This is a genomic window from Streptomyces sp. NPDC059874 (assembly GCF_042731135.1).
Taxonomy (GTDB): domain Bacteria; phylum Actinomycetota; class Actinomycetes; order Streptomycetales; family Streptomycetaceae; genus Streptomyces.
In genome coordinates this window covers 1-23,886 of record NZ_JBHWJY010000111.1, presented here as the reverse complement: position 1 = coordinate 23,886, position 23,886 = coordinate 1, and the positions used below count along the sequence as shown (strand labels likewise).

At 72.0% G+C, this 23,886-nt stretch carries 21 protein-coding genes and 2 pseudogenes; 14 read left to right on the top strand and 9 right to left on the bottom strand.

Annotated features, from left to right (window positions below; all coding sequences use genetic code 11):
• The first annotated feature begins 158 nt into the window (after positions 1-158).
• On the top strand, positions 159-587 hold the full coding sequence (locus ACFV9H_RS37705) for a hypothetical protein (RefSeq protein WP_385407767.1): 429 nt from the start codon (positions 159-161) through the stop codon (positions 585-587).
• A 13-nt stretch (positions 588-600) separates the two neighbouring features.
• On the opposite strand, the gene ACFV9H_RS37700 is transcribed toward ACFV9H_RS37705, so the two are convergent.
• Positions 601-1,269 (bottom strand): FadR/GntR family transcriptional regulator, encoded by a 669-nt coding sequence (locus tag ACFV9H_RS37700; RefSeq protein ID WP_385407765.1) that lies wholly within the window; start codon positions 1,267-1,269, stop codon positions 601-603.
• Between the two features lie 79 nt (positions 1,270-1,348).
• Here ACFV9H_RS37700 and ACFV9H_RS37695 point away from each other — a divergent pair, with 79 nt between their 5' ends.
• From ACFV9H_RS37695 to ACFV9H_RS37680, 4 genes are all read left to right on the top strand, one after another.
• Positions 1,349-2,701, top strand: coding sequence for a CynX/NimT family MFS transporter (locus ACFV9H_RS37695; protein ID WP_385407762.1), 1,353 nt, complete (start codon positions 1,349-1,351; stop codon positions 2,699-2,701).
• Between the two features lie 5 nt (positions 2,702-2,706).
• Positions 2,707-2,826 (top strand): SGM_5486 family transporter-associated protein, encoded by a 120-nt coding sequence (locus tag ACFV9H_RS37690; RefSeq protein ID WP_365173724.1) that lies wholly within the window; start codon positions 2,707-2,709, stop codon positions 2,824-2,826.
• A 139-nt stretch (positions 2,827-2,965) separates the two neighbouring features.
• Positions 2,966-3,181, top strand: coding sequence for a hypothetical protein (locus ACFV9H_RS37685; protein ID WP_385407759.1), 216 nt, complete (start codon positions 2,966-2,968; stop codon positions 3,179-3,181).
• A 51-nt stretch (positions 3,182-3,232) separates the two neighbouring features.
• Complete coding sequence (locus ACFV9H_RS37680; protein ID WP_365173728.1) at positions 3,233-3,754, top strand: histidine phosphatase family protein; 522 nt, start codon at positions 3,233-3,235, stop codon at positions 3,752-3,754.
• A 96-nt stretch (positions 3,755-3,850) separates the two neighbouring features.
• Here the strand turns inward: ACFV9H_RS37680 and serB are convergent, their stop codons facing one another.
• Together serB and ACFV9H_RS37670 are read right to left on the bottom strand one after the other, a co-directional pair.
• The gene (gene serB, locus ACFV9H_RS37675; protein WP_385407756.1) at positions 3,851-5,050 is read right to left on the bottom strand and encodes a phosphoserine phosphatase SerB; all 1,200 of its coding nucleotides are present in this window, start codon (positions 5,048-5,050) and stop codon (positions 3,851-3,853) included.
• Positions 5,051-5,345: 295 nt separating this feature from the next.
• Positions 5,346-6,817, bottom strand: a pseudogene (locus tag ACFV9H_RS37670) (streptophobe family protein).
• 300 nt (positions 6,818-7,117) lie between these two features.
• Here ACFV9H_RS37670 and ACFV9H_RS37665 point away from each other — a divergent pair.
• Positions 7,118-9,655: an FHA domain-containing protein gene (locus tag ACFV9H_RS37665; protein ID WP_385407753.1), complete on the top strand. Its 2,538-nt coding sequence runs from the start codon at positions 7,118-7,120 to the stop codon at positions 9,653-9,655.
• 88 nt (positions 9,656-9,743) lie between these two features.
• On the opposite strand, the gene ACFV9H_RS37660 is transcribed toward ACFV9H_RS37665, so the two are convergent.
• From ACFV9H_RS37660 to ACFV9H_RS37650, 3 genes and pseudogenes are all read right to left on the bottom strand, one after another.
• Positions 9,744-10,424: a transglycosylase SLT domain-containing protein gene (locus ACFV9H_RS37660; RefSeq protein WP_385407750.1), complete on the bottom strand. Its 681-nt coding sequence runs from the start codon at positions 10,422-10,424 to the stop codon at positions 9,744-9,746.
• A gap of 308 nt (positions 10,425-10,732) precedes the next feature.
• Complete coding sequence (locus ACFV9H_RS37655) at positions 10,733-11,821, bottom strand: S-adenosylmethionine:tRNA ribosyltransferase-isomerase (protein ID WP_385407748.1); 1,089 nt, start codon at positions 11,819-11,821, stop codon at positions 10,733-10,735.
• Positions 11,822-12,018: 197 nt separating this feature from the next.
• Positions 12,019-12,708: pseudogene (locus ACFV9H_RS37650) on the bottom strand (SDR family NAD(P)-dependent oxidoreductase); the annotation flags it as partial.
• A gap of 158 nt (positions 12,709-12,866) precedes the next feature.
• Here ACFV9H_RS37650 and ACFV9H_RS37645 point away from each other — a divergent pair.
• The 3 genes from ACFV9H_RS37645 to ACFV9H_RS37635 all read left to right on the top strand — a co-directional run bounded on the left by ACFV9H_RS37645 (position 12,867) and on the right by ACFV9H_RS37635 (position 15,034).
• Positions 12,867-14,012 (top strand): GAF domain-containing sensor histidine kinase, encoded by a 1,146-nt coding sequence (locus ACFV9H_RS37645; protein WP_385407745.1) that lies wholly within the window; start codon positions 12,867-12,869, stop codon positions 14,010-14,012.
• A complete protein-coding gene (locus ACFV9H_RS37640) occupies positions 14,005-14,658 on the top strand; it encodes a response regulator (RefSeq protein ID WP_385407744.1) in 654 nt (217 codons plus the stop codon). The genes ACFV9H_RS37645 and ACFV9H_RS37640 overlap by 8 nt, the downstream gene beginning before the upstream one ends.
• Positions 14,659-14,788: 130 nt before the next feature.
• Entirely contained in the window at positions 14,789-15,034 is a 246-nt protein-coding gene (locus ACFV9H_RS37635; RefSeq protein ID WP_329391089.1) for a chaplin, read from the top strand.
• A 380-nt stretch (positions 15,035-15,414) separates the two neighbouring features.
• Here ACFV9H_RS37635 and ACFV9H_RS37630 read toward each other — a convergent pair whose 3' ends face one another.
• Positions 15,415-16,200 carry a hypothetical protein gene (locus tag ACFV9H_RS37630; RefSeq protein WP_385407742.1) on the bottom strand — a complete coding sequence of 262 codons (786 nt, stop codon included), beginning with the start codon at positions 16,198-16,200 and terminating at the stop codon, positions 15,415-15,417.
• Positions 16,201-16,333: 133 nt separating this feature from the next.
• Between ACFV9H_RS37630 and ACFV9H_RS37625 the strand changes: the two genes are divergently transcribed.
• The 4 genes from ACFV9H_RS37625 to ACFV9H_RS37610 all read left to right on the top strand — a co-directional run bounded on the left by ACFV9H_RS37625 (position 16,334) and on the right by ACFV9H_RS37610 (position 19,556).
• Complete coding sequence (locus ACFV9H_RS37625) at positions 16,334-17,134, top strand: ABC transporter ATP-binding protein (protein ID WP_385407739.1); 801 nt, start codon at positions 16,334-16,336, stop codon at positions 17,132-17,134.
• A 70-nt stretch (positions 17,135-17,204) separates the two neighbouring features.
• Positions 17,205-17,633, top strand: a complete 429-nt coding sequence (locus tag ACFV9H_RS37620; protein WP_385407736.1) for an NfeD family protein — start codon at positions 17,205-17,207, stop codon at positions 17,631-17,633.
• Positions 17,634-17,717: 84 nt separating this feature from the next.
• Positions 17,718-18,695, top strand: a complete 978-nt coding sequence (locus tag ACFV9H_RS37615) for an SPFH domain-containing protein (RefSeq protein ID WP_385407733.1) — start codon at positions 17,718-17,720, stop codon at positions 18,693-18,695.
• 90 nt (positions 18,696-18,785) lie between these two features.
• The gene (locus ACFV9H_RS37610; protein ID WP_385407730.1) at positions 18,786-19,556 is read left to right on the top strand and encodes a sulfite exporter TauE/SafE family protein; all 771 of its coding nucleotides are present in this window, start codon (positions 18,786-18,788) and stop codon (positions 19,554-19,556) included.
• A 39-nt stretch (positions 19,557-19,595) separates the two neighbouring features.
• Here the strand turns inward: ACFV9H_RS37610 and ACFV9H_RS37605 are convergent, their stop codons facing one another.
• On the bottom strand, positions 19,596-20,099 hold the full coding sequence (locus ACFV9H_RS37605; protein WP_385407727.1) for an HNH endonuclease: 504 nt from the start codon (positions 20,097-20,099) through the stop codon (positions 19,596-19,598).
• A gap of 150 nt (positions 20,100-20,249) precedes the next feature.
• The gene (locus tag ACFV9H_RS37600; RefSeq protein WP_385407725.1) at positions 20,250-20,783 is read right to left on the bottom strand and encodes a YbhB/YbcL family Raf kinase inhibitor-like protein; all 534 of its coding nucleotides are present in this window, start codon (positions 20,781-20,783) and stop codon (positions 20,250-20,252) included.
• Positions 20,784-20,839: 56 nt separating this feature from the next.
• Between ACFV9H_RS37600 and ACFV9H_RS37595 the strand changes: the two genes are divergently transcribed.
• Complete coding sequence (locus ACFV9H_RS37595; RefSeq protein ID WP_385407723.1) at positions 20,840-23,761, top strand: LamG-like jellyroll fold domain-containing protein; 2,922 nt, start codon at positions 20,840-20,842, stop codon at positions 23,759-23,761.
• Positions 23,762-23,886: the final 125 nt, after the last annotated feature.

The window sequence follows — 23,886 nt, the reverse complement described above, 5'->3', positions numbered from 1 at the left end:
CGCTTCCCCCAGGGGAGCGCGGCCGCCGCCGTTTTGCGTGCGTGCTCGATCGGATGTTCACCGGCTGATCGGATCTTCCCGAGTCGAAAACCGGGACAGATGCCTGCAAACTGGCCAAGTCGGGATCTTCCCGGCTCCTGCGGGGAGGAGGTACGGGAGTGCGCGCGAGGCCGAGCGGAGCGGTATCGCTCCTGGTCACAGCCGTGATCCTGACCGGACTCCTGATCCCCGGGGCAGCCGCACAGGCCGGCGGGGAGGAGTCCGCGTCCGGCCCCGAGGGTGTCCCGGCCGCAGTCGACCTCTCCGAGATCCCCGCCGAGCCGCCCGTGCAGCCCGCGCGGCCCGCCGCCAAGGAACTCTTCGGCGCGGACTGCGACACCGAGATCACGGGCTCGCAGGTCACGGCGCGCTGCCACAACGGCTACCCGGAGACCGACCTGGTGCGTCTGCACGTCGAATGCGACCGCTGGTGGGACCTGGACGGGGACGGCGCCCCCGTGGCCGTCGGCCCGGCCGGCCGTGTCGAGCTCACCGCCCGCTGCTGGAAGGAAGTCCGCTCGGCCTGGATCAGCCACCAGCGGCCGTGAGGTCCTCCTCCACTCACCTGCCGAGACAGGCGAAGGGGTAGCCCGCCGCCTCCGAGGCCGCCGCGTCCCCGTCGCCCCGCCGGATCGCCTCGATCAGCCGGGAGTGGTCCAGGTGGGCCTCCGGGCGCAGCTCGGCCCCCACGTCAGTGCGCAGCCAGTCGGCCACCAGGTCGCCGAGGTCCGCGTACAGCTCGATCAGCACGTCGTTGTGCGAGGCCGCCACCACCGCCATGTGCAGGCTCACGTCCGCCGCGACGAACACCTCCGCGTCCCCGCTCGCCCAGGCCTCCTCGCGCCGCGCCAGCAGCGCGTCCAGCTGTACGAGGTCCCGCTCGCCGCGCCGCTCCGCCGCCAGCCGGGCCGCCGAGGACTCCAGCGTCGAGCGCAGCTCCGCGATGTGCCGCGGATCGGCCCCGGCGAAGCGGCGGTGCATCACACCGGCCAGCTCGCTGGTGGCGAGTACGTACGTACCCGAACCCTGCCGGATGTCGAGCAGCCCGTTGTGCGCCAGCGCCCGTACGGCCTCGCGCACGGTGTTGCGGGCGACGCCGAGCAGCTCCACCAGCTCCGGCTCGGTGGGGATGCGGGAGCCGACCGGCCATTCGCCGGAGGTGATCTGGTTCCGCAGCTGGGCGATCACCTGATCGACGAGTGCGGAGCGCCGGGGCGAGGTCAGCGGCATGGGGTCCTCTCGAAGGCGGCGGGGTGTTTACCCGGTGATGACTGGACAACCAATCATCCCATGATTCTATGATGGTGAAATGCTCGACGAAGAAATCCAGCCCCGCGACCTGACCGCAGGGGGCCACACGCCCCCGCAGCGGACCATCGGCGCGGCCGAGGCGGACAATAGCGCGCCCGCCGCGCTCACCCGGCAGGGCCCGGCGCAGCCGGCCTGGCTCGGTCCCGTGCTCATCGTCGGCATCGTGCTGGCCGCCCTCAACCTGCGGCCCGCCATCACCAGCCTCGGCGCCCTCTTCGAGGAGACCCGCGAGGGCCTCGGCATGAGCGGCACCGTCGCCGGACTGATCACCTCCGTCCCCGCCCTCTGCTTCGCCGTCTTCGGCGTCACCGCGCCCCGGCTCTCCCGCCGCTTCGGCCCGGCCGCCGTCGTCTGCGCCGGCATGGCCGCCGTGGCCGCCGGCATGCTGATCCGCCCCTTCGCGAGCAACGCCGCCGGCTTCCTCGCCGCCAGCGCCCTGGCCCTGGCCGGCATAGCCGTGACCAACGTCCTGCTCCCGGTGATCGTCAAGCGCTGGTTCCCGGAGAAGGTCGGCACCATGACCGGCCTCTACTCCATGGCCCTGGCCGCCGGCACCTCCCTCGCCGCCGCCGCGACCGTCCCGATGACCGAGGCCCTCGGCGGCAGCTGGCGCACCGGCCTGCTCATGTGGGGCCTGCTCGCGGTGCTCGCCGCACTGCTGTGGCTGCCCCTCGCCCGGGCCTCCCGCAGGGAGGAGCGCGCCGAGGCCGCCGCCGGCGCCTCCGCCGCCTCAGCCGGGAGCCCCCGGGCCGCCGCCGGCGCCGGCGTCGTCCGCAGCCGCACCGCCTGGGCCCTCGCCTGCTACTTCGGCCTCCAGGCCACCGGCGCGTACATCACCATGGGCTGGCTCCCGCAGATCTTCCGCGACGCCGGAGTCTCCGCCTCCACCGCCGGTGTGCTCCTCGCCGTCACCATGGTCATGGGCGTCCCCCTCGCCTTCGTCATCCCCGGCCTCGCCGGCCGCATGAAGAACCAGGGCGCCATCGCCGTCACCCTCGGCGTGTTCGGCCTCACCGGCTACCTCGGGCTGTACTTCGCCCCCGCCGCCGGAGCCTGGGCCTGGGCGCTGCTGCTCGGCGTCTCCAACTGCTCCTTCCCGCTCGTCATCACCCTCATCGGGCTGCGCGCCAAGACCCCGGCCGGGGTGGTCAGGCTCTCCGCCTTCGCGCAGAGCACCGGCTACCTCCTCTCCATCCCCGGACCCCTCCTGATCGGCGCCCTCTACCAGCACAGCGGCGGCTGGGACCTGCCGCTCGCCCTGATGGCGGGCATCCTCGTACCGCAGATCGCACTGGGCGTCCTGGCCGGCCGGGACCGCACGATCGAGGACGAATGCGGCATGCGAGACTGATCGGCATGTCGCCCGTACTTGAACCCAACCCGCAGAACGGCCACAAGAAGCTCGGCCTCGTACTCGGCGCGATGCTCGCCGTGACCGTGGTCATCGCGGTCATCGCGACGCTCGCCTCCCCGTGAGGGTGGGGGTAACCCCACCACCCCCTAGGGGGTCAGGCTCAGGGTGAAGTGGGGTGTGCCCCGGATGGGAACGGCTGCCTCGGATCCATAGATTCGTGGTCAGAGAGCCCGTCCCGCCCGCACACCCACGGAGGCGGCCATGTCGGCCCCCACGCACACCCGCTCCCGCCCGCCCGCCGCCGGCTCACGGTTCGGCGCGGACGCCCGGCTGCACTGGTGGGCACTCGCCCTGCCCGCCCTCGCCTTCGGCCTCCTCCTGCTGCTCCTCGCCGGATCGGGCCGGGCCGAGGCCGCCACCGGCGAGGGCCCGGCGCTGGTCCAGGCCGTCGAACAGCTCCTGCGCGCCGTCGTCTGACCCTTTCAACACCCTGCGCCCCACACCCCGTTTCATGCGAAGCTGGGAGCCATGAGCGCCGACACACCCCGCAGGATCGCCCTCCTCCGGCACGCCAAGGCCGACTGGCCCCAGGTGTCCGACCACGACCGCCCGCTGGCGGAACGAGGCCGCAAGGACGCGCCGGCCGTCGGTCTGAAGCTCGCCGAAACCGGCATCGCCTTCGACCTGGCCCTCTGCTCCACCGCCGCCCGCACGCGCGAGACATGGAAGCTCGCCGTCCAGGAGATGCCGCACCGGCCGAAGACCCACTACGAGGAACGGCTCTACGACGCCTCGCTCGGCGAGCTCATCGCCCTGCTGAACGAGACCTCCGACGAGGTGGCCGACCTCCTCGTCATCGGGCACAACCCCGGCATGCACGCCCTCGCCGACGCCCTCTCCGGACGGGCGAAGGACGACACCCTCGCGCGGATGACCCGTACCGGATTCCCGACCGCGGCGCTCGCCGTCGTCTCCTTCACCGGCTCGTGGAAGTCCCTGGAGCACGGGGTGGGCACGCTGCTCGACTACTGGACCCCCAAGGGCCACTGACCCGACCCGAACCCGGTCCGTACGCACGAACGGGCCCCGGCAGCCGCATCGGCGGCCGGGGCCCGTTCCGCGTTCGTCGTTCCCGGTCCTACGAGGTCACGCCAGGTCGGCGGCCTCGACCTCCTCGCGGGTGATCCCGAGCAGGTACAGCACCGCGTCCAGGAAGGGCACGTTCACCGCCGTGTGCGCGGCCTCGCGGACCACCGGCTTGGCGTTGAAGGCCACGCCCAGTCCGGCCGCGTTCAACATGTCCAGGTCGTTGGCGCCGTCGCCGATGGCCACCGTCTGGGCGAGCGGAACCCCCGCCTCCGCGGCGAACCGGCGCAGCAGCCGGGCCTTGCCCGCCCGGTCCACGATCTCGCCGGTGACCTTGCCCGTGAGCTTGCCGTCCACGATCTCCAGGGTGTTGGCCGAGGCGAAGTCCAGCCCCAGCCGCTCCCGCAGATCGTCGGTCACCTGGGTGAACCCGCCGGAGACCACACCGACCTGGTAGCCGAGCCGCTTGAGCGTACGGATCAGGGTCCGTGCACCCGGCGTCAGCTGCACCTCGGCACGTACCTTGTCCACGACGGAGGCGTCCAGCCCCGCGAGCAGCGCCACGCGGGCGTGCAGCGACTGCTCGAAGTCCAGCTCGCCGCGCATGGCCCGCTCGGTCACCTCGGCGACCTCGGCCTCGCAGCCGGCGTGCGCGGCGAAGAGCTCGATCACCTCGTCCTGGATCAGCGTCGAGTCCACGTCCATCACGACCAGGCGCTGCGCCCGGCGGTGCAGCCCGGCCGAGACCACGGCCACGTCGACGCCGATCTGCGAGGCCGCCGTGGCCAGCGCGGTGCGCAGCGGCTCGGTCTCGGTGCCGGAGACGGCGAACTCCACCGCCGTCACCGGGTACTTCGCAAGCCGGAAGATACGGTCGATGTTGCCGCCGGTCGCGGTGATCCGGGAGGCGATGGCAGCCGTGGACTCGGCGGTCAGCGGATGCCCGAGCACGGTGACGTGGGAACGGCCACTGCCGCGCGGCCGGTTGTCACCGGTGCCGGAGAGGATCTCGGCCTGCATCTTGAGCGACTCGGCCCAGCTGTGGACGGTGGCCCGCAGCTCGCCCTCGGCTCCGCCGGCGGGCCTGGTGACGAGGGCGCACAGGACGATGCGGCCACGGGTGACGACCTGCTCGATGTCGACCACGTCGACGGAGTAGGCGGCGAGGGTGTCGAACAGCCCGGCGGTGATCCCGGGACGGTCCTTGCCGAAGATCTTGACGAGGAGGGTGGGGACGTCGGAGGTCTGCGATGCGCTCATGGTGTCCTCACCGTATCTTCCCGACCCCTGGTACAGGACCCCCGTCCCATTTCCTGAACGCGCCGGTCGCCTCCGACGGCGGCCCGGGGCCGGGGCCGGCGCCGGGGCCCTGCGGGGCTTTCCCCCACCCCGCCCCTTCCCGAACCGGGCTCCGCCCGCACCCCGCGCCTCAATCGCCGGCGAGGCTGGTCTTTCCAGCCCGTCCGGCGTTTGAGGACCGGGTCCGGGCGGAGCCCGGGGAACGGTGGAAGGGCGGGGCGGGGAGTAGCTCCGCGCGGCGGCCCCGTACCGACGGCTACCGCCGCCCCGGCGGCGGCGGCGCCCCCGGTGGGGGAGGCGGGACGAAGGGCGGCCGCCGCGGCGGCTTCGGCGGCCCCGGCGGCCTCGGCGGGATGCCGGTGACGGTGACGTCCCAGGAGCCGTCCGGTTCCGGCCCCGAGGCCGGGCCGTACGAGGTTCGCCCGTACGGGGCCGTGGGCGCGTCCGGGGATGCCGGGGCGGGGCCCCGGCGCGGGTCCGGTCGGGCCGGGCTCCCGGGCCACCCCGGCCCGGCCTGGCGGCGCCGGGTCAGGGCCGCGCCCGCGCCGCCCGCCACCGCGCCCCACCCCGCGCCCAGGGCGAGCGCGAACGCCACCGACCCCCGCAGCTCCGCGCCGGCGTCCACCGCGTCCACGCCCAGCACCGCGAGCGAGGCGTCCGCCGAGAACCCCGTCAGCCCCACCAGCACCGTCAAGGTCACCCCCGTGGCCGCCGCCAGCCGCGCCGCGCACTCCCCCACCCCGCGCCCCGGACTGCGGACGCCCGCCAGTACGCCCGCGTAGAGCATCAGCAGGGCCGCCCCCGCCACCAGCAGCCACACCCGCCCGTCGTACTCCGCGAGCCGGGCCACCGTCACCGGCTCCCGCGCGCCGGCCCCCACCAGCAGCTCGTCCAGCGGATCCGGCAGCAGCCGGGCCGGAGCCCCCGTGGCCCGGCCGTGCAGCGGCACGAACAGCCCGAGCAGCACGCCCGACCAGGCCCCGTTCGGCGCACCCAGCAGTGCGGCCCCCAGCACATGCCGGCTCTCCCCGGGTGCCGCGGCGTCGTCGCCCAGCGCCGCCCACACCGCCGCCGCCAGCCCGGCCGCCACCGCCACCAGCAGCATCGCCAGCACCGCCGAGGCGGCCGGGCGGAAGCGGGCCAACCCGGCCGGCCCGCGCCGCGACACCAGCAGCGCCACGCCCAGTACCGCCGCCACCCACACCCCGGCCCCCACCAGCGTCGGCCCGAGCTCCACCGTGAAGCCCACCCGGGCCCGGGTCTCGATCAGCTCCCCGACACGATCCGGCAGCAGCCCGCCGATGTCCCCGATCCCCGGAATCTCCAACTTCGGCGGAACCTTCACCGGAGCCGGACCCACCGGCAGCCGCGGCCCGTCCAACGTCACCACGTCGTGCCCGGCCCACGCCGACCCGCCCGCCATCGCGACGAACAGCCCCGTGACCACCGCCACCTGGCCGCCAACTCGCTGGCCGCCGCCCCCGCGCGCAGCGAGCGCAGGAACACCGCGGCCAGCACCAGCGCCCCGGCCAGCGCCACCCCCAAGGGCATGACGTCCAGGGAGCCTTCCGCACCGGCCCCGTCGACCCCGAAGACCGACAGGTCACCCGAGGGGGTCACCGTCCCGCCGACGGCCAGCACCACCACGGCGGCCGTCATCGCCCCGAGCGAACCCCCGAGGGCGTCCGCGCCCAGCAGGTGCAGCCCCGACCAGGCCACCCCGGCCATCACGACCAGGGACCAGCCCACGGCGGCGACGCCGGACAGCAGCACGTCCCCCCAACGAACGCGACGCTCACGACGCAGAGGCTGACTCATACGCGGTCCCCCGATCGGGCCGAGCAGGCGAGAAGTCCCGTATCTCACTCTCCGGGTGACTTTCGACCCCGTCAACGGGCGGACGTAGACGCCGCATCGTGGCCCCGATTCCACATGTGGGCCCGGGCCTGAAATAGTTCCCCCGGATGTTCGCCATCCCTAGACTCCCTGACGTCAGGGGGATTCTCGGGGGACTTAAGTGGGGCTGGAGTGCCGGAACTCGTACTGGAATTGAATGGAAGGACCTGGACGCTCGATCCGTCCAGGTCGTACTCGCTGGGGCGCGACCCCCAGGGAGACGTGGTGATCGACGACGCCCGGGTGTCGTGGCGGCACGCCACCATCGCCTGGAACGGCCGTGGTTGGGGAATCGAGGACCACGGCAGCACCAACGGCACGTACGTGCACGGGGCCAGAGTCCAGCAGACCGAACTCGTGCCCGGCACGCCGGTCCACCTGGGCAACGCCACCGACGGCCCGCGGCTGAATCTGAGCGCTGCCGCCGCGCCGCAGCAGGCCGTGCCGCAGCAGGCCCAGCAGGCTGCCCCGGCGCAGGCGTACGCCCAGTCGCCGGCTCCGGCGTACCAGGCACCGCAGCAGCCCGCGCACCAGGCCTGGGAACAGCAGCAGCACGCCCAGCAGCAGGCACCACAGCAGCAGCCGCACTTCCCGCACCAGCAGGGCGCCGCCGCGGCCGCGCCCCGCCCGGCGCAGGGCGGGGCACCCGCGTACGGGGACCGCAGCCCCACGACGTTCCACCAGCTCTCGCTGGGACACGTCATGCGGATCGGTCGTGCGCTGGAGAACGAGCTGGTGGTCTCCGACCTCCAGGTCTCCCGCCACCACGCCGAGTTCCGCTCGATGCCCGGCGGCCGCTTCGAGATCCACGACCTCGGCAGCCACAACGGCACCTACGTCAACGGCCAGCCGCTGCCCAAGTCCGGCACCGCGGTGCTCGGCCCGAACGACATCGTGGGCGTCGGCCACTCGACGTTCCGGATCGTCGGCGACCGCCTCGAGGAGTTCGTCGACACCGGTGAGGTCTCCTTCTCGGCCCGCCACCTCACCGTCACCGTCGACGGCGGCAAGCAGATCCTCAAGGACGTCACCTTCGGCGTCCCGGAGAAGTCGCTGATCGGCGTCATCGGCCCGTCCGGCTCCGGCAAGTCGACCCTCCTCAAGGCGCTCACCGGCTACCGGCCCGCCAACGAGGGCGACGTCCTCTACGACAACCGCAACCTGTACAAGCAGTTCGCGGAGCTCCGCCAGCGCATCGGCCTGGTCCCGCAGGACGACATCCTGCACAAGGAGCTGAAGGTCAGCACGGCCCTCAAGTACGCGGCCAAGCTCCGCTTCCCCGGCGACACCGCCGAGTCCGAGCGCGCCGCCCGCATCGACGAGGTGCTGCGCGAGCTCAAGCTCGACATCCACAAGGACAAGAAGATCACCTCGCTCTCCGGTGGTCAGCGCAAGCGCGTGTCCGTGGCCCTGGAGCTGCTCACCAAGCCGTCGCTGATCTTCCTGGACGAGCCGACCTCCGGCCTCGACCCGGGCATGGACCGCGACGTCATGCAGCTGCTGCGCGGCCTCGCGGACGACGGCCGCACGGTCCTCGTCGTCACCCACTCCGTCGCCGAGCTGGCCCTCTGCGACAAGCTGCTGGTCATGGCCCCGGGCGGTTCGGTCGCGTACTTCGGTCCGCCGGACGAGGCGCTGAACTTCTTCGGCTACACCACGTGGGCGGACGTCTTCTCGGCCTTCGAGAACTACCGCGACTACGACTGGGCCGGCCGCTGGAAGGGCTCGCAGCACTACCAGCTGTACGCCGCCGACCTCGACTCGGTCGCCCCGCAGGCCGTCGCCATGCCGCCGCAGCAGATGATGCCGCCGAAGGCGCAGGGCTGGGGGTCGCAGCTGTGGACGCTGATCCGCCGCTACGTCTCCGTGATCGCCTCGGACGTGGGCTTCCTGGCCCTGATGGTGCTGCTGCCGGCCGTCCTGGGCGTGGTCTCCACGGTGATCCCCGCGAAGTTCGGCCTCGCACCGCCGGTCGCCCCGTCCCGCTTCAACGGCGACGCCGGCACGATCATGCTGATCCTCGCGGTCGGCATGTGCTTCTCCGGCGCGGCCAACTCGGTCCGTGAGCTGATCAAGGAACGCGTGATCTACGAGCGTGAGCGCGCGACCGGCCTGTACCGGTCCGCGTACCTCATGTCGAAGGTGATCGTCCTCGGCGTCATCACGGCCATCCAGGGCGTGATCATCTGCGCGATCGGCTTCTTCCCGCGCGACCTGCCCACCGAGGGCCTGATCATGCCGCCGGCCGTCGAGATCTGCCTGTCGGTCATCGCGCTCGGCTTCACCTCGATGATGTTCGGCCTGGTGATCTCCTCGCTGGTGAAGACCGCCGAGAAGACCATGCCGCTGCTGGTCATGTTCGCGATCGTCCAGGTCGTGTTCACCGGCATCCTCTTCCAGGTGTACGACTCCCCGGGCCTGGAGCAGTTCGCCTGGCTGATGCCCTCCCGCTGGGCCATCGCCGCCGCCGGCACCACGCTGAACCTCGGCAAGCTCATGCCGCCGTGGGACGCCGAGAACCCGACCAACACCGACCCGCTCTGGGACGCCACGGTCGGCCAGTGGAGCCTGAACATCACCATCCTGCTGCTCATCGGCGTCGCCTGCGGCTTCGCGGTCCAGCGCCTGCTGCGCCGCCACGAGCCCGAGGTCATGCGGGCCGGCAAGTAACGAGCAACCGGTACGGGCAACACCGCGTACGAAAACGCCGCAGGGCGGCACCCGGAGATCCGGGTGCCGCCCTGCGGCGCACAGGGGCCTAGTAGGCGCTGTTGACGTTGTCCATCGAGCCGTACCGGTCGGCCGCGTAGTTGCAGGCGGCGACGATGTTGGCGACCGGGTCGTACTGGTCGAACTTGGTGCCCTTGACGTGGTACGCCTTGAAGGTCGGCAGGATGACCTGGAGCAGACCCTTGCTGGGGATGCCGTTCTGGGCGTTGATGTCCCAGTTGTTGATCGCCATCGGGTTGCCGCTGGACTCACGCATGATGTTGCGGTGGATACCGGCGTAGGTGCCCGGAATGCCCTCGCGCTTCATGATGAAGAGCGCTTCCTTGATCCAGCCGTCCAGGTTGTTCGCGAAGACGGGGGTGCGGGCGGCGGAGCGGCTCGCGGCGGTCTTCTGCTCGCGGTCCTTCTTCGCGGCCGCCTCGGCCTTGGCCTTGGCGTCGGCGTCGGCCTTGGCCTTCGCAGCGGCCTTCGCGTTCGCGTCGGCGATGACCTGCTGTGCGGAGAGGTGACCGTGCATTGCCTTGGTCTGCGCGCCGTCGACGACCTTGGTCCACGCCACGGGGGCGGCGGAGACGGTCTCGGCCTGGGCGGCGTCGGCCGGGACCAGGGAGAAGGCGAGCGCGGCGGCACTGAACGTGGCGACACCGGCAATGGACAGCTTGTGTGCCTTCGTCAGACGACTGTGACCGGGGGTGCTGGAAGCAGACATGATCGGGCAACCTCTTCGAATCGCGGGGGCCGCAGGAAAGCGCCGCGAGGATTCGGGATCCGCGGCGCTGTGCGACGAGGGCAATTCTTAGCGGTGGCAAAAACTTGTGGCAAAGGTGTGACGTACGATCCTGCTTAGTGGATCACGGGCGCGCGCCGAGGCCCGATTTCCGGCCTCGGCGCTAGGTGCACCCGCACTGACGGGACCTTTATCCGTCCACTAGGGAACTTCGTAAGTGATCTGGGTCCTATGTGCGGGCTCACATCGAGCACGTAACGATTTCACCGTCCGTTGCTCAAGCAATGCAATCAGTGACCGGTCTCATCCTTGAGTAGCAGATGAACGTCCCCGAACTCGTGCCAAAGGCAGAGCCGGGCCATCGCCTCGGCGTACCCGCGCCGTACGGCCTCCCGCCCCGCCACCGCCTCCAGCATCAGCAGATGGGACGCCTCGGGCTCGTGCAGGCCGGTCAGCAGACCGTCCACCACCCGCACCCCGCGCTCCGGCGTCACCACCAGATCGGTCCACCCGCCGGTCGCGCGCACCACCCCGTCCGCGTCCGCCGCCGACTCCAGGGCCCGCACGGCGGTGGTCCCCACCGCGATCACCCGGCCGTCCGTCGCCTTCGCGGCGTTCACCAGCCACGCCGTGGTCTCGGGCACCTCGTACGGCTCCGGGTACGGCGGCTCGTGCGCCTCCTGCGACGCGACCCCCGTGTGCAGGGTCAGCGGCGCGAACCACACCCCCCGGCTCACCAGCCGCGCCACCAGCTCCGCCGTGAAGGGCCGGCCCGCGCTCGGCATCTCCGCCGAGCCCGCCCCGTCGGCCGTCGGCACCGCGAAGACCGTCTGGTACGCCGAGAGCGGCTGGTCCCGCTCCGTGTACGCGTACCGGATCGGCCGCCCGTACGCCCGCAGCAGCGCCGGCACCTCCGTGGACGGCCGCGCCCACCACAGCCGGTCCGCCCCCGCGGCCAGGGGCTCCTCCAGTACGAGGGAGTGCCCACCCGGCAGCCGTACGAGACCCCCCGCGGGTCCGCCGACCCGCCTCCGGGTCGTCCCGTGCCCGGCCGGGTCCCGCAGCTCCACCGCCCAGCGCCCGTCCTCCCCCCGGGTCGAGAAGTGCACGACCAGGTCCTCGCGGCCCAGCCGGGCGTCCACGGCCGCCGGCAGCGTGGCCGACGTGTTCACCACCAGTACGTCCCCGGCCCGCAGCACTTCCGGCAGCTCCCGAAAGGCGTGCAGTGACACCTCCTCGCTGCCCCGCGAGACCAGCAGCCGCACCGAGTCCCGGCCCAGCCCAGGCCCGCGCTGCTCGGCCGGCACCCGGGCCGAGAGCCCCGGCGGAATGTCCGGTATATACAGTCCCCCCTCAGACACGGCCGCCGCCCCACTCACCGCGCACCCCCCAACGCCGCCGCCCCACCGCCGGCCGCCCTGGCCGTCTCGCCGGCAGCCGTCCCGCCGGCCGTCTCGCCGGCAGCCGTCCCGCCGTTCCCGCCGCCGGGATCCGCGACAGGCCCGCCGCCGTCTCCGCCCACACCGTCGCCCGCCCGGCCCGCCGCGAGGCGCTCGGCGAGGCGCTCGGCGAGGCGCTCGGCCAGGCGCTCGGCCGTGTACCGCCCGCTCGGCAGGCCCTCCGCCACCAGCCGCAGCAGCACCGGCGCCACCTCCTCCGGCGTCGGCAGCCCCGCCAGGTCCTCCCCGGGCTCGGCCGCCGCCATCATCCGCGTCCGCATGGAACCCGGATCCGCCCACCACACCCGCAGCCCCGGCTCCTCCACCGCCAGTACGGCCGACATCAGATCCCCCGCCGCCTTCGTGGCCCCGTACGCCCCCCACGTCGCGTACGCCACCACCGCCGCGTCCGAGCTGATGTTCAGCACCGCCCCGGCCTCCGCCGCCCGCAACAGCGGCAGCCCCTCCTGGATCAGCCCCAGCGGCCCCACCACGTTCACCTCGAACGCCTCCCGCAGCCCGTCCAGCGCATGCTCCGCCAGCGGCACCAACGGCTCCGCACCCAGCACCCCCGCGTTGTTCACCAGCAGGTCCATCCCGCCCAACTCCCGCGCCGCCGCCACCAGCGCCGCCCGGTGCGCCGCCGAGGACACGTCCCCGGCCACCGCCACGACCCGCGCGCCGCCCTTCTCCAACTCCGCCGCGGCCTCCTCCAGCGCCGCCGCGCCCCGCGCGCTCAGCACCAGGTCCCACCCGCGCGCCGCCAGCTCCCCGGCCAGCGCCCGACCCAGCCCCCGCGAAGCCCCCGTCACCATCGCCACCGACATGACCGCACCCACGCCCTTCCGTACCGCTCAGCAGATGCCCCCAACCTAGGAACGCCGCACCCGCCGCCGCCTCGGCCGAGAGGCCCACCCGTACAGGTCCCTTGGACCTACGCCCGGGGCCCGATCCCGCAGGTCACGGTCCTGGGTACGGTGAGCCCATGCACAACGGACACAGGGGACCGGAACGCACCGGCTTGGCCGCCGTGAGCACCGCGCTGCTCGCCATGAGCCGCCGCCTGGAGGTCCGCGACGTCCTGCGCACGATCGTCGTGTCGGCCCGCGAGCTCCTGGACGCCGAGTACGCGGCCCTGGGCGTCCCGGACGACCACGACGGCTTCGCCCAGTTCGTGGTGGACGGCATCAGCCCGGAGCAGTGGAGGGCCATCGGCCCGCTGCCCCGCCAGCACGGCATCCTCGCCGCGATGCTCCACCAGGACGGCCCCCAGCGGCTGGCCGACGTGCGCCAGGACCCGCGCTTCGAGGGCTGGCCGGCCGCGCACCCCGAGATGTCCGACTTCCTCGGGCTGCCCGTCCGAGACGGCGAGGAGATCCTCGGCGCCCTCTTCCTCGCCAACAAGAAGGGCCCGCGGGGCTTCACCGACGAGGACGAGGAACTCCTCTCCCTCCTCGCCCAGCACGCGGCCATCGCCCTCACCAACGCCCGGCTCTACGAGCGCAGCCGCGAGCTCACCATCGCCGAGGAGCGCTCCCGCCTCGCCCACGAGCTGCACGACGCGGTCAGCCAGAAGCTGTTCTCGCTGCGCCTCACCGCCCAGGCCGCCGCCGCCCTCGTGGACCGGGACCCGGCCCGCGCCAAGGACGAGCTCCAGCAGGTGTCCGCCCTCGCCGCCGAGGCCGCCGACGAACTGCGCGCCGCCGTCACCGAGCTCCGCCCGGCCGCCCTCGACGAGGACGGCCTCGTCGCCACCCTCCGCACCCACGTCCACGTACTCGACCGCGCGCACACCGCGCACGTCACCTTCACCTGCGACGGCGTACGGGCCCTGCCCGCGACCCAGGAGGAGGCACTCCTGCGCGTCGCCCAGGAAGCCCTCCACAACGCCCTGCGCCACTCCGACGCCGACCGGGTGGAGGTCACCCTGGCCCGCACCGCGGGCGGCGGCGCGGTGCTCACGGTCCTCGACACCGGCAAGGGCTTCGACCCCCAGACCGTCCGCCGCGCGGGCCGCCACCTCGGCCTCGTCTCCATGCGGGACCGCGCGAGCGGCGTCGGCGGCCGGCTCACCGTCCACTCCGAGCCCGGCACGGGCACCACGATCGAGATGGAGGTTCCCGGTGGCTGACGACACCGGTCGAATCCGCATCCTGCTGGTCGACGACCACCAGGTCGTCCGCCGAGGCCTGCGCACCTTCCTGGAGGTCCAGGAGGACATCGAGGTGGTCGGCGAGGCCTCCGACGGCGAGGAGGGCATCGCACGCGCCGAGGAGCTGCGGCCCCACGTGATCCTGATGGACGTCAAGATGCCCGGCATGGACGGCATCGAGGCCCTGCGCCGGCTCCGCGAGCTCGCCAACCCCGCCCGCGTCCTGATCGTCACCAGCTTCACGGAGCAGCGGACCGCGATCCCCGCGCTGCGCGCCGGAGCCGCCGGATACGTCTACAAGGACATCGACCCCGACGCCCTGGCCGGCGCGATCCGCTCCGTCCACGCGGGCCACGTCCTGCTCCAGCCGGAGGTGGCGACGGCCCTCCTGGCCCAGGAGGAACAGAACCCGGCCACCACGGGCCGCCCGGGCTCCCTCACCGACCGCGAACGCGAGGTCCTGGGCCTGATCGCGGACGGCCGCTCCAACCGGGAGATCGCCCGCGCGCTGGTCCTGTCCGAGAAGACCGTCAAGACGCACGTCTCGAACATCCTGATGAAACTGGACCTCTCGGACCGCACCCAGGCCGCGCTCTGGGCCGTCAGGCACGGTCTGGCCGAGTAGTCGGGCATTAAACGGAGATTCATACGGTCGGGTGTATGTCGCCCGGATGGCGCATCCCGATCACGGGCCGACCGTTCTCCATGACGTGCCGCGACGGCTGGTCGCGGCAGACGTACTGGAGGACGAGAACGTGAAGAACTTCAAGAAGGCCGCAGCAGTCACCATGATCGCGGGCGGCCTCGTCGCCGCCGGCGCCGGTGTCTCCTCGGCGCACGGCAGTGCGTCGGCGGAGGGCGAGGCCCTGAACTCGCCCGGCGTGGCCTCCGGGAACCTGCTCCAGGTCCCGGTCCACGTCCCGGTCAACGTCGTGGGCAACTCGGTCACCGCGATCGGCCTGCTGAACGGCGCCTGGGGCAACACGGGCGTCAATTCCTGACGGCGCCTCTCGCACCGCTCCGCGGGCTTCGAGCCCCTGCGCCGGACTCCGTCCATCGGTGGCGCGGACCCGCGTGACGGGGTGCCTTCACACCGGCCCCGCTTCCCCCCTCTCCCCGGGAAGCGGGGCCGCAGCCGTTCCCGGGACCAGCGCCTCGCTGGGCATCGGGCGAAAATCCAGCCCCGCCGGCGTTTGAGGCGCGGGGTTTGGGGCGGAGCCCCAAGAGCCGGGGCGCAGCCCGCCCAGGCACATCGGCGCCGCCGGTGCACAATCCAGCCCCGCCGGCGTTTGAGGCGCGGGGTCTGGGGCGGAGCCCCAGGAGCCGGGGCGCAGCCCGCTCCGGCCCGGCCCGGCCCCCCAGCACGGCGAGGCTCCCGCAGCTAGCGGCGCGGCTCCTCAACGGCCGAGTTGTACGCCGCGACAAGCGCCCGCCGAGCCACCCGCTCCACCGGCCGCAAGGCATCCGCCCGCGCAGCCATCTCGGACGAGGACACCGCACCCCCGTGCCCGTGCTCGTACGCCAGCGACACCATCAGATCCACCCGCTGCGCCAGCGACAGCACCCGCACCGCCCGCGCCGGATACCCCGGTGCCAGCGCGTCACCGGACGACCCGGCCTCCGCCCGCGCCCGGTACGCCGACAGCGCGGCCTCCGCGACCGGCCCCGACCCCGCCACGTCCAGCCGCGTCAGCACCACCGTCGCCTCGCGCAGCGCCTCCGCCAGCTCGCGCTCCGCCTCGCCCAGCGACGGCACGTCCGCCGGCGGGGCCTCCCGTACCGGAAGGCAGTGCCACACCACCGAGACGTGCACGTCACCGGCCGGGCCCACCTCGGTCACCTCCGGCACCAGGCCCAGCGCGGCGCCCACGCACACCACGGCCTCCTCGGCCTCCAGCGCCCGCGCGTTGAATTCCGGCGGCCCGCTCAGCCCCAGCGGATGCCCCGGCGCCGGCAGCGCCACGCGCAGTCCGCTCACCCCCAGCGCCCGCATCCGGCCGAGCGCCAGCGTGAGCCCCACCGGCTCCGCCTCACCCGGCAGGCCCGCCACCCGGTGCACGGCGTCCTCGCCCACGATCGACAACACGGCCTCGTCGGGCGAGACAAGACCGGCCAGCAGCGCGTTCCCCCAGGCGGCCAGCCGCCCTGAACGTGGTTCGAAAAGCATCCCCCCACTTTACGGATCGACCCCCGGGCCGGGCCCCGGCCCCGGACCCCTCCCCGAGTGGCGTAGGTTTTCCCCTGGGGCCGCGCCTACAGGCGCGCACAGAACCGTGACTGCAAGGGGTGACAACACGCTCATGAGCGATGTTCTGGAGCTGGTGGACGTATCCGTGGTCCGCGAGGGCCGGGCGCTGGTGGACCAGGTCTCCTGGTCGGTCAAGGAGGGCGAGCGCTGGGTGATCCTCGGCCCCAACGGCGCCGGCAAGACCACGCTGCTGAACCTCGCCTCCAGCTACCTCTTCCCCACCAAGGGGTCCGCCACGATCCTCGGCGGCACTCTCGGCAAGCCCGGCACCGATGTGTTCGAGCTGCGCCCCCGCATCGGCGTCGCCGGTATCGCGATGGCCGACAAGCTCCCCAAGCGGCAGACCGTCCTGCAGACCGTCCTCACCGCCGCCTACGGCATGACGGCGACCTGGCAGGAGGAGTACGAGGAGATCGACGAGCAGCGCGCCCGCGCCTTCCTCGACCGCCTCGGCATGAGCGACTACCTCGACCGGAAGTTCGGCACCCTCTCCGAGGGCGAGCGCAAGCGCACGCTGATCGCCCGCGCCCTGATGACCGACCCCGAGCTGCTGCTCCTCGACGAGCCCGCCGCCGGCCTGGACCTCGGTGGCCGCGAGGACCTCGTACGCCGCCTCGGCCGGCTCGCCAGCGACCCGCTCGCGCCCTCCATGGTCATGGTCACGCACCACGTCGAGGAGATCGCCCCCGGATTCACCCACGTCCTGATGATCCGCCAGGGCAAGGTCGTCACCGCGGGCCCCATCGACCTCGAACTGACCTCCCGCAACCTTTCGCTCTGCTTCGGCCTCCCGCTGATCGTCGAGCGCAACGGGAACGACCGTTGGACCGCCCAGGGCCTGCCCCTGCGCTAGCGCGCCCGCGCGCCGGTACGAAGCCCCCGCACCCTGTCCCGACCGCGCCCGCCCCGCCTACCATGACCATGTGGACATCGACGCATGGGTGTGGTGGCTCATCGGTGCGGTCGGACTGGGCATTCCCCTTGTCCTGACCGCGATGCCGGAGTTCGGCATGTTCGCCGTCGGCGCGCTCGCGGCCGCCGTCACGGCGGCCGTCGGCGGGGGAGTGGTGGCCCAAGTGCTGGTCTTCGTGATCGTGTCGGTCGCGCTCATCGCCGTCGTACGGCCGATCGCCAACCGGCACCGCGACCAGCGGCCCCAACACCGCAGCGGAATCGACGCGTTGAGGGGCAGAAGCGCAGTCGTTCTCGAACGGGTGGACGGTCGTGGCGGCCGCATCAAGCTCGCCGGCGAGGTCTGGTCCGCGCGCACCCTCGACGCGGACACCAGCTTCGAACCGGGCGAGTCGGTCGATGTCGTGGAGATCGATGGGGCGACCGCCGTCGTCATGTGACAAGCAGCCTGCTCGCAGCCCGCGGGTCTGCGAGACTCCGTTCAACGGGGCAGCACAGACAGCCGGAAGGGCACGGGGAACCGCATGTCATCGATCATCATCGTCCTGATCATTCTGGTGGTTCTGGTCTTCATCGCACTGGTCAAGACGATCCAGGTGATCCCGCAGGCCAGCGCCGCCATCGTCGAGCGGTTCGGCCGCTACACCCGCACCCTCAACGCGGGCCTCAACATCGTCGTCCCGTTCATCGACTCGATCCGCAACCGGATCGACCTCCGCGAACAGGTCGTCCCGTTCCCGCCGCAGCCGGTCATCACCCAGGACAACCTGGTCGTCAACATCGACACCGTCATCTACTACCAGGTGACCGACGCCCGCGCCGCGACGTACGAAGTGGCCAGCTACATCCAGGCCATCGAGCAGCTCACCGTCACGACCCTGCGCAACATCATCGGCGGCATGGACCTGGAGCGGACCCTCACCTCCCGCGAGGAGATCAACGCCGCCCTGCGCGGTGTCCTCGACGAGGCCACCGGCAAGTGGGGCATCCGCGTCAACCGCGTCGAGCTGAAGGCCATCGAGCCGCCGACCTCCATCCAGGACTCGATGGAGAAGCAGATGCGCGCCGACCGTGACAAGCGCGCGGCGATCCTCCAGGCCGAGGGTGTCCGGCAGTCCGAGATCCTGCGCGCCGAGGGTGAGAAGCAGTCGTCCATCCTGCGCGCCGAGGGTGAGGCCAAGGCCGCCGCGCTGCGCGCCGAGGGTGAAGCACAGGCCATCCGCACGGTGTTCGAGTCCATCCACGCCGGCGACGCCGACCAGAAGCTCCTCGCCTACCAGTACCTCCAGATGCTCCCGAAGATCGCCGAAGGCGACGCCAACAAGCTCTGGATCGTGCCGAGCGAGATCGGCGACGCCCTCAAGGGCCTGTCCGGAGCCATGGGCAACTTCGGCCCGATGGGCGGAGGTTCCGGCTTCAACCCGCAGAACTCGGGCAAGGACGGCGGCAACAGCGGCAACGCCTCCGGCGCCGAACGCCGCGAACAGCCCCCCATCGACTGAAAGGGCCGCCCCCTCCGGCATGATCAGTGAGGCCCCTCGACCTTCATGGCGGGGAGGCGACTCACTCATGCAAAGGGGACGACCCCGCCCATGTCCATCTGGGAATCACTCGCGGTCTTCGCTGCCGGCATCGGCGCCGGCACCATCAACACCATCGTCGGCTCCGGCACCCTGATCACCTTCCCGGTGCTGCTGGCCACCGGCCTGCCGCCGGTCACCGCCAACGTGTCCAACACCCTCGGCCTGGTGCCCGGTTCCATCAGCGGAGCCATCGGCTACCGCAAGGAGCTCCAGGGGCAGCGCGCCCGCATCGTGCGGCTCGGCGCGGTGTCCCTCATCGGCGGTCTCGCGGGAGCCGTCCTGCTCCTCACTCTGCCGTCCGACTCCTTCGACACGATCGTGCCCGTCCTCATCGGACTGGCCCTCGTGCTCGTCGTCTTCCAGCCCCGCCTCGCCGCCTACCTGCGCCGCCGCCAGGAGTCCACCGGAGGCGACACGGGCCACCCCGACGGCGGGCCGGCACTCCTCTCCGGAATGCTGCTCTCCAGCGCGTACGGGGGCTACTTCGGCGCCGCCCAGGGCGTCCTCTACCTCGGCCTGATGGGCCTGCTGCTCCACGAGGACCTGCAACGGATCAACGCCGTGAAGAACGTCATCGCCGCCATGGTGAACGGCATCGCGGCCGTCTTCTTCCTCTTCGTGGCCGACTTCGACTGGACCGCCGTCCTCCTCATCGCGGTCGGCTCCACCATCGGCGGCCAGATCGGCGCCAAGGTCGGCCGTCGCCTCCCGCCGACCGTCCTGCGCGCGGTCATCGTGACGGTCGGCATCCTCGCGATCGTCCAGCTGCTGCTCCGCTGAGTGACGTAGAACGCCTACGTCACCCAGCGGACCGGCACATCAGGCGGAACGCTCCAGCCACTCCGGCAGCACGTCCCGCCCGTTCACCCCGAGGGCCAGCAGCATGGCGTCCGCCGGAGACGGTACGAACGGCTTCCGGAGGAGCGGCATCCCCGCCTCCTCCGGAGTCCTCGCCGCCTTGCGGTGGTTGTCCTCGGCGCACGAGGCCACCGTGTTCAGCCAGGTGTCCCCACCCCCCTGGGCCCGCGGCAGCACGTGGTCCACGGTCGTCGCGCGCTTCCCGCAGTACGCGCACCGGTGTTGGTCCCGGACCAACACCCCCCTCCGTGACCAGGGAGCATGTCTTCGGAACGGCACCCGGACGTACCTGCAGAGCCTGATCACCCGGGGCAGCGGAAGATCCATGGTGGCCGCGCGCACACGCAGATCCGGGTGCGACTGTTCGACGACGGCCTTGTCCTGGAGCACCAGGACCACCGCCCGGTTCAACGTCACCGTCGACAGCGGCTCGAAGCTCGCATTCAGCACCAGCGTGTCCCGCATCTCGCCCACCTCCCGTGTGCAGGCCCGCCACCACACCGGCAACAGGGCCCGCAACCACTCTGGCCGCGCGCGCCACGCGGGACAACGCAATAAAAATGCCCGGTCCGGGCCGTCTTTAGACCAGGACCGGGCAAACGCCAGGAGAAGAGATCAGCTCGCGGGGGCCTCGTACTCACCGATGAGCTGAGCCCGCCCGAGCGTGTGGAAGCGCAGGTTGAAGCCGACCGCGGCGGGGGACACGTCCTCGCCGGGACCGAGTTTCTCCTGATCCACCGCGTACACCGTGAAGACGTACCGGTGCCGCTCCCCGGCGGGCGGCGCCGCCCCGCCGAAGTCCTTCGTCCCGTAGTCGTTGCGCACGTGCACGGCCCCGGCGGGCAGCCCCTCGAACTTCCCGCTGCCCGCCCCGGCCGGGAGCTCCGTGACCGAGACCGGCAGATCGAAGAGCACCCAGTGCCAGAACCCGCTGCCCGTCGGCGCATCCGGATCGAAACACGTCACGGCGAAGCTCTTCGTCCCCTCCGGGAACCCCTCCCACCGCAGCTGCGGCGAGAGGTCCCCACCCGATTTCACCTGGGCGTCGCCCAGATCGGCACCGGGAGCCAGATCCGCACTGGTCACGGTGAAGGCGTGCACCTCGGGGTGGAAGTCGTGCGGCAGCGGCGGCCTTTGGAGCTCAGGCATGACGGAAACCTCCTGGTGTGATCGGAAACCTTCCGCACCGGAGCCTAGGGCCTCGGTTGATCGATTGGTCCGGAACCGGAGGCTACGGCTGCTACCGCATACCCACGCTGGTCCGCACCGAGCCCGGGACCCTGCTCGCGTACGCCGAGGCCCGCACGTCGCCGTCCTGCGCGGACCGGGGCGCCATCGACATCGTCGTGAGACGCTCCACGAACGAGGGCCGCACTTGGGGACCGGTCCGCGTGGTCCTGTCCGGCGAAAACGGTGATCCCGAGGCCCCCTTCACCCACGGCAACCCGGCCCCCGTCGCCGAGGAGAACGGCAAGAGCCACCTGCTGTCGATCGGGGAACCCGCCACCCCGGGGGCAGGCCCCCGAGAGGCGTTCGTCCAGACGAGCGAGGACGACGACCTGACCTTCGGCCCGCCGCGCCCGGCATCCCGTCTCCGCCCGGAACTGGGAGGCTGGCTCGGCACCAGCCCCGCGCACGGGATCCAGCTGAAGAACGGAGACCACCCCGGCCGTCTGGTGGTGGGCGCCTACCAGGGCCGCAACGACAAGGACCAGTACGCGGGCGTGCTCTACAGCGACGATCACGGCGCGACCTGGCACCCCGGCGCATCCCAGAACTCGTTGCAGGACGACAGGCTGAAGCCGGGCGAAGCGGCAGTGGCCGAACTCACCGACGGCCGGGTCTACGTAGGTGCCCGTAACGAGGTCTCCAGCCTGCACCGCGCGTACGCCCTCACCGGCCAGGACGGCACCACCACGCCCGCCTTCAAGTCCCTCCCGGTCACCACGGCCAACACGCAGGCATCCCTCCTCACCCTCCGGAAGACGTACGACAAGAAGGAGGGCGACACCCTGCTCATGGCGGCACCCTCCTCCAGCGGGGACAGCGGCACGGACCGGCGCGACCTGCGTCTGTACGCCTGGAACACCAGTGCCGCACAGACCGCGCCGAACGGTGACCCCATCCCGGACTGGAAGCCGGTCGGCGACCTCGTGAAACCCGGCAAGTCCGGCTACTCCGACCTCGCCGAGCTCACCAACGGCGAGATCGGACTCATCTACGAGAGCGGCAACCTGCCCGGCATGTCCGCCGGTGCCGACTGGTCCGCGGCCACCGTCAACTTCCGCCGCATCGACCCCCGCCCGCTGTTCACGTACACGACCGAGGGCAAGCCCGCCCCCGGCACCACCCGGCCCGCCGCCCCCACCACGCCCGACGCCTCGCCCCACGCCAACGACGCCTACTTCAGCGGCGACGCCACGCTCGGCGCCGGCAGGTTCGGCCAGGGCCTCCAGCTCGACGGCGCCGGAGGCAAGGCGGACGTGCCGTACGGCCACTCACTCGACCCCGGTGACGGCAAGTTCACCTACTCCCTGTTCTTCCGGCACAACGCCGCCGCCACCGCGGAACCGGCCATCCTGCTCTCGGCGTACGGGGTCACCCCGGACGCTCCACAGGTCTGGATCCGGGCGGAACCACAGGCCAACCGCATCCTGGCCCACGTCCAGGGCACGGAAGGGACGGCAGAGGTATCCGTCCCCGGCACGGCCGCCTTCAGCGGCGACGCCTGGAAGCACCTCACCCTCGTCCGCGACGGAACCAAGATCACGCTCCGGGTCGAGGACACCACGTCCACCTCTCAGAACGGCGAGGTTCGAGGCGCCGTCACCAGCCCGCCCACCGCAGGCAACCACGGCCTGGGCATCGGAGCTCGGGTCGACACCGGATACCGGCCTTTCAAGGGCGGCATCGACGAGGTCCGCCTCTACCGCACCGCTCTCGACAAGGCTCAGATCGACTCGCTGAAGGACAGGAACACCACCGGCACGGCCGAGGGACACCTCACCCTCCGGCTCCCCTTCCACGTCATCGACAAGGCCGACGCGGCAGCCCTCACCGCCGTGTCGATCGCCGAAGACGTCGCCGGCAAATGCGTCGACGGCACCGTCCTCGGCGGCGTCACCCCGTCCAGCCGCGTCGGGGGACACATCGACACCGGCGCCCTGGCGGTGGACGCGGACCACCCCGGTGTGGAGACCCCCTTCCACCCCAACATCGACGTGGGTTCCAGGGCCTTCACCTACGCGCTCTGGTTCAAGCACAAGTCCTCGGCAACCACCAGCCCCGACCAGACCCTGCTGTGGGCGTACGGCGAAAACCCCGAGGCGACCACCACGCCGCGGCTCCCCTCTCTGGGGGCCGTCATCGAACCCAAGCTCAATCGGGTCCGGGCGTGGGCGCAAACCCCACAGGGCAGGGTGGAGCACCTGATCCCGGGCCCGGCGGGCTTCGGTGACGACAAGTGGCACCTGCTCACCCTCACCAGGGACACAGCCGGCTTCCGGCTCGGCGTCGACCGCACCCTCACCGCATGGACCCCGCTCACAGGTGCGTTCAGGCCCTCCGACGGCACCACCCCGCTCGGCCTCCGCGTCGGCTCCAAGCCCGGCGGCGGAGCACCGCTCACCGGAGCCATCGACGACGTACGGCACTACGACCGCGCGTTCACGGCGGCGGAGGTGAACGGCCTCGTGCCCGGCCCGGGCGAGATGTACGAGGACCCGGGCAACACCGACATCCGCCTCAGGTGGTCCATGGAGCCCGGCAACGTCCAGGAACACAGCGTGACGCGGCCGACGGCGACCGGCCAGTCGACCCCGGACGCCTCCGAGCACTGCAACAACGCCTACGTCAAGGGCGCCTTCAGCTACGACGGCAGGTTCGGCAAGGGCCTCAAGTTCAACAGCACCGGAGGCACGGTGACCCTCCCCTACACCGAGACGCCTTCCAGGTACAGGACTTCCTCCTCGGTGACAGCCCCTACGGCGGCCGGCCCCTCCGCGGCTCCATGGACGAGTTCCGCGTCTACAAGACGGCACTCACCGGCACTGACATCGACGCCCTCTCGGCGTCGAACAAGTCTCCCGCCGGCACCGAGCCGGTCGTGCACCTGCCGTTCGACGTGATCGTGAAGGGCGGGTTCGCCCGCATGTAGCCACGCACACCGAACGCGGAGAGATGCAAAGGCGGAGGGGCGGGGGGGGCCCCCGCCCCCCCCCCCCCCCCCCCCCCGAACGCAAACAAACACGTA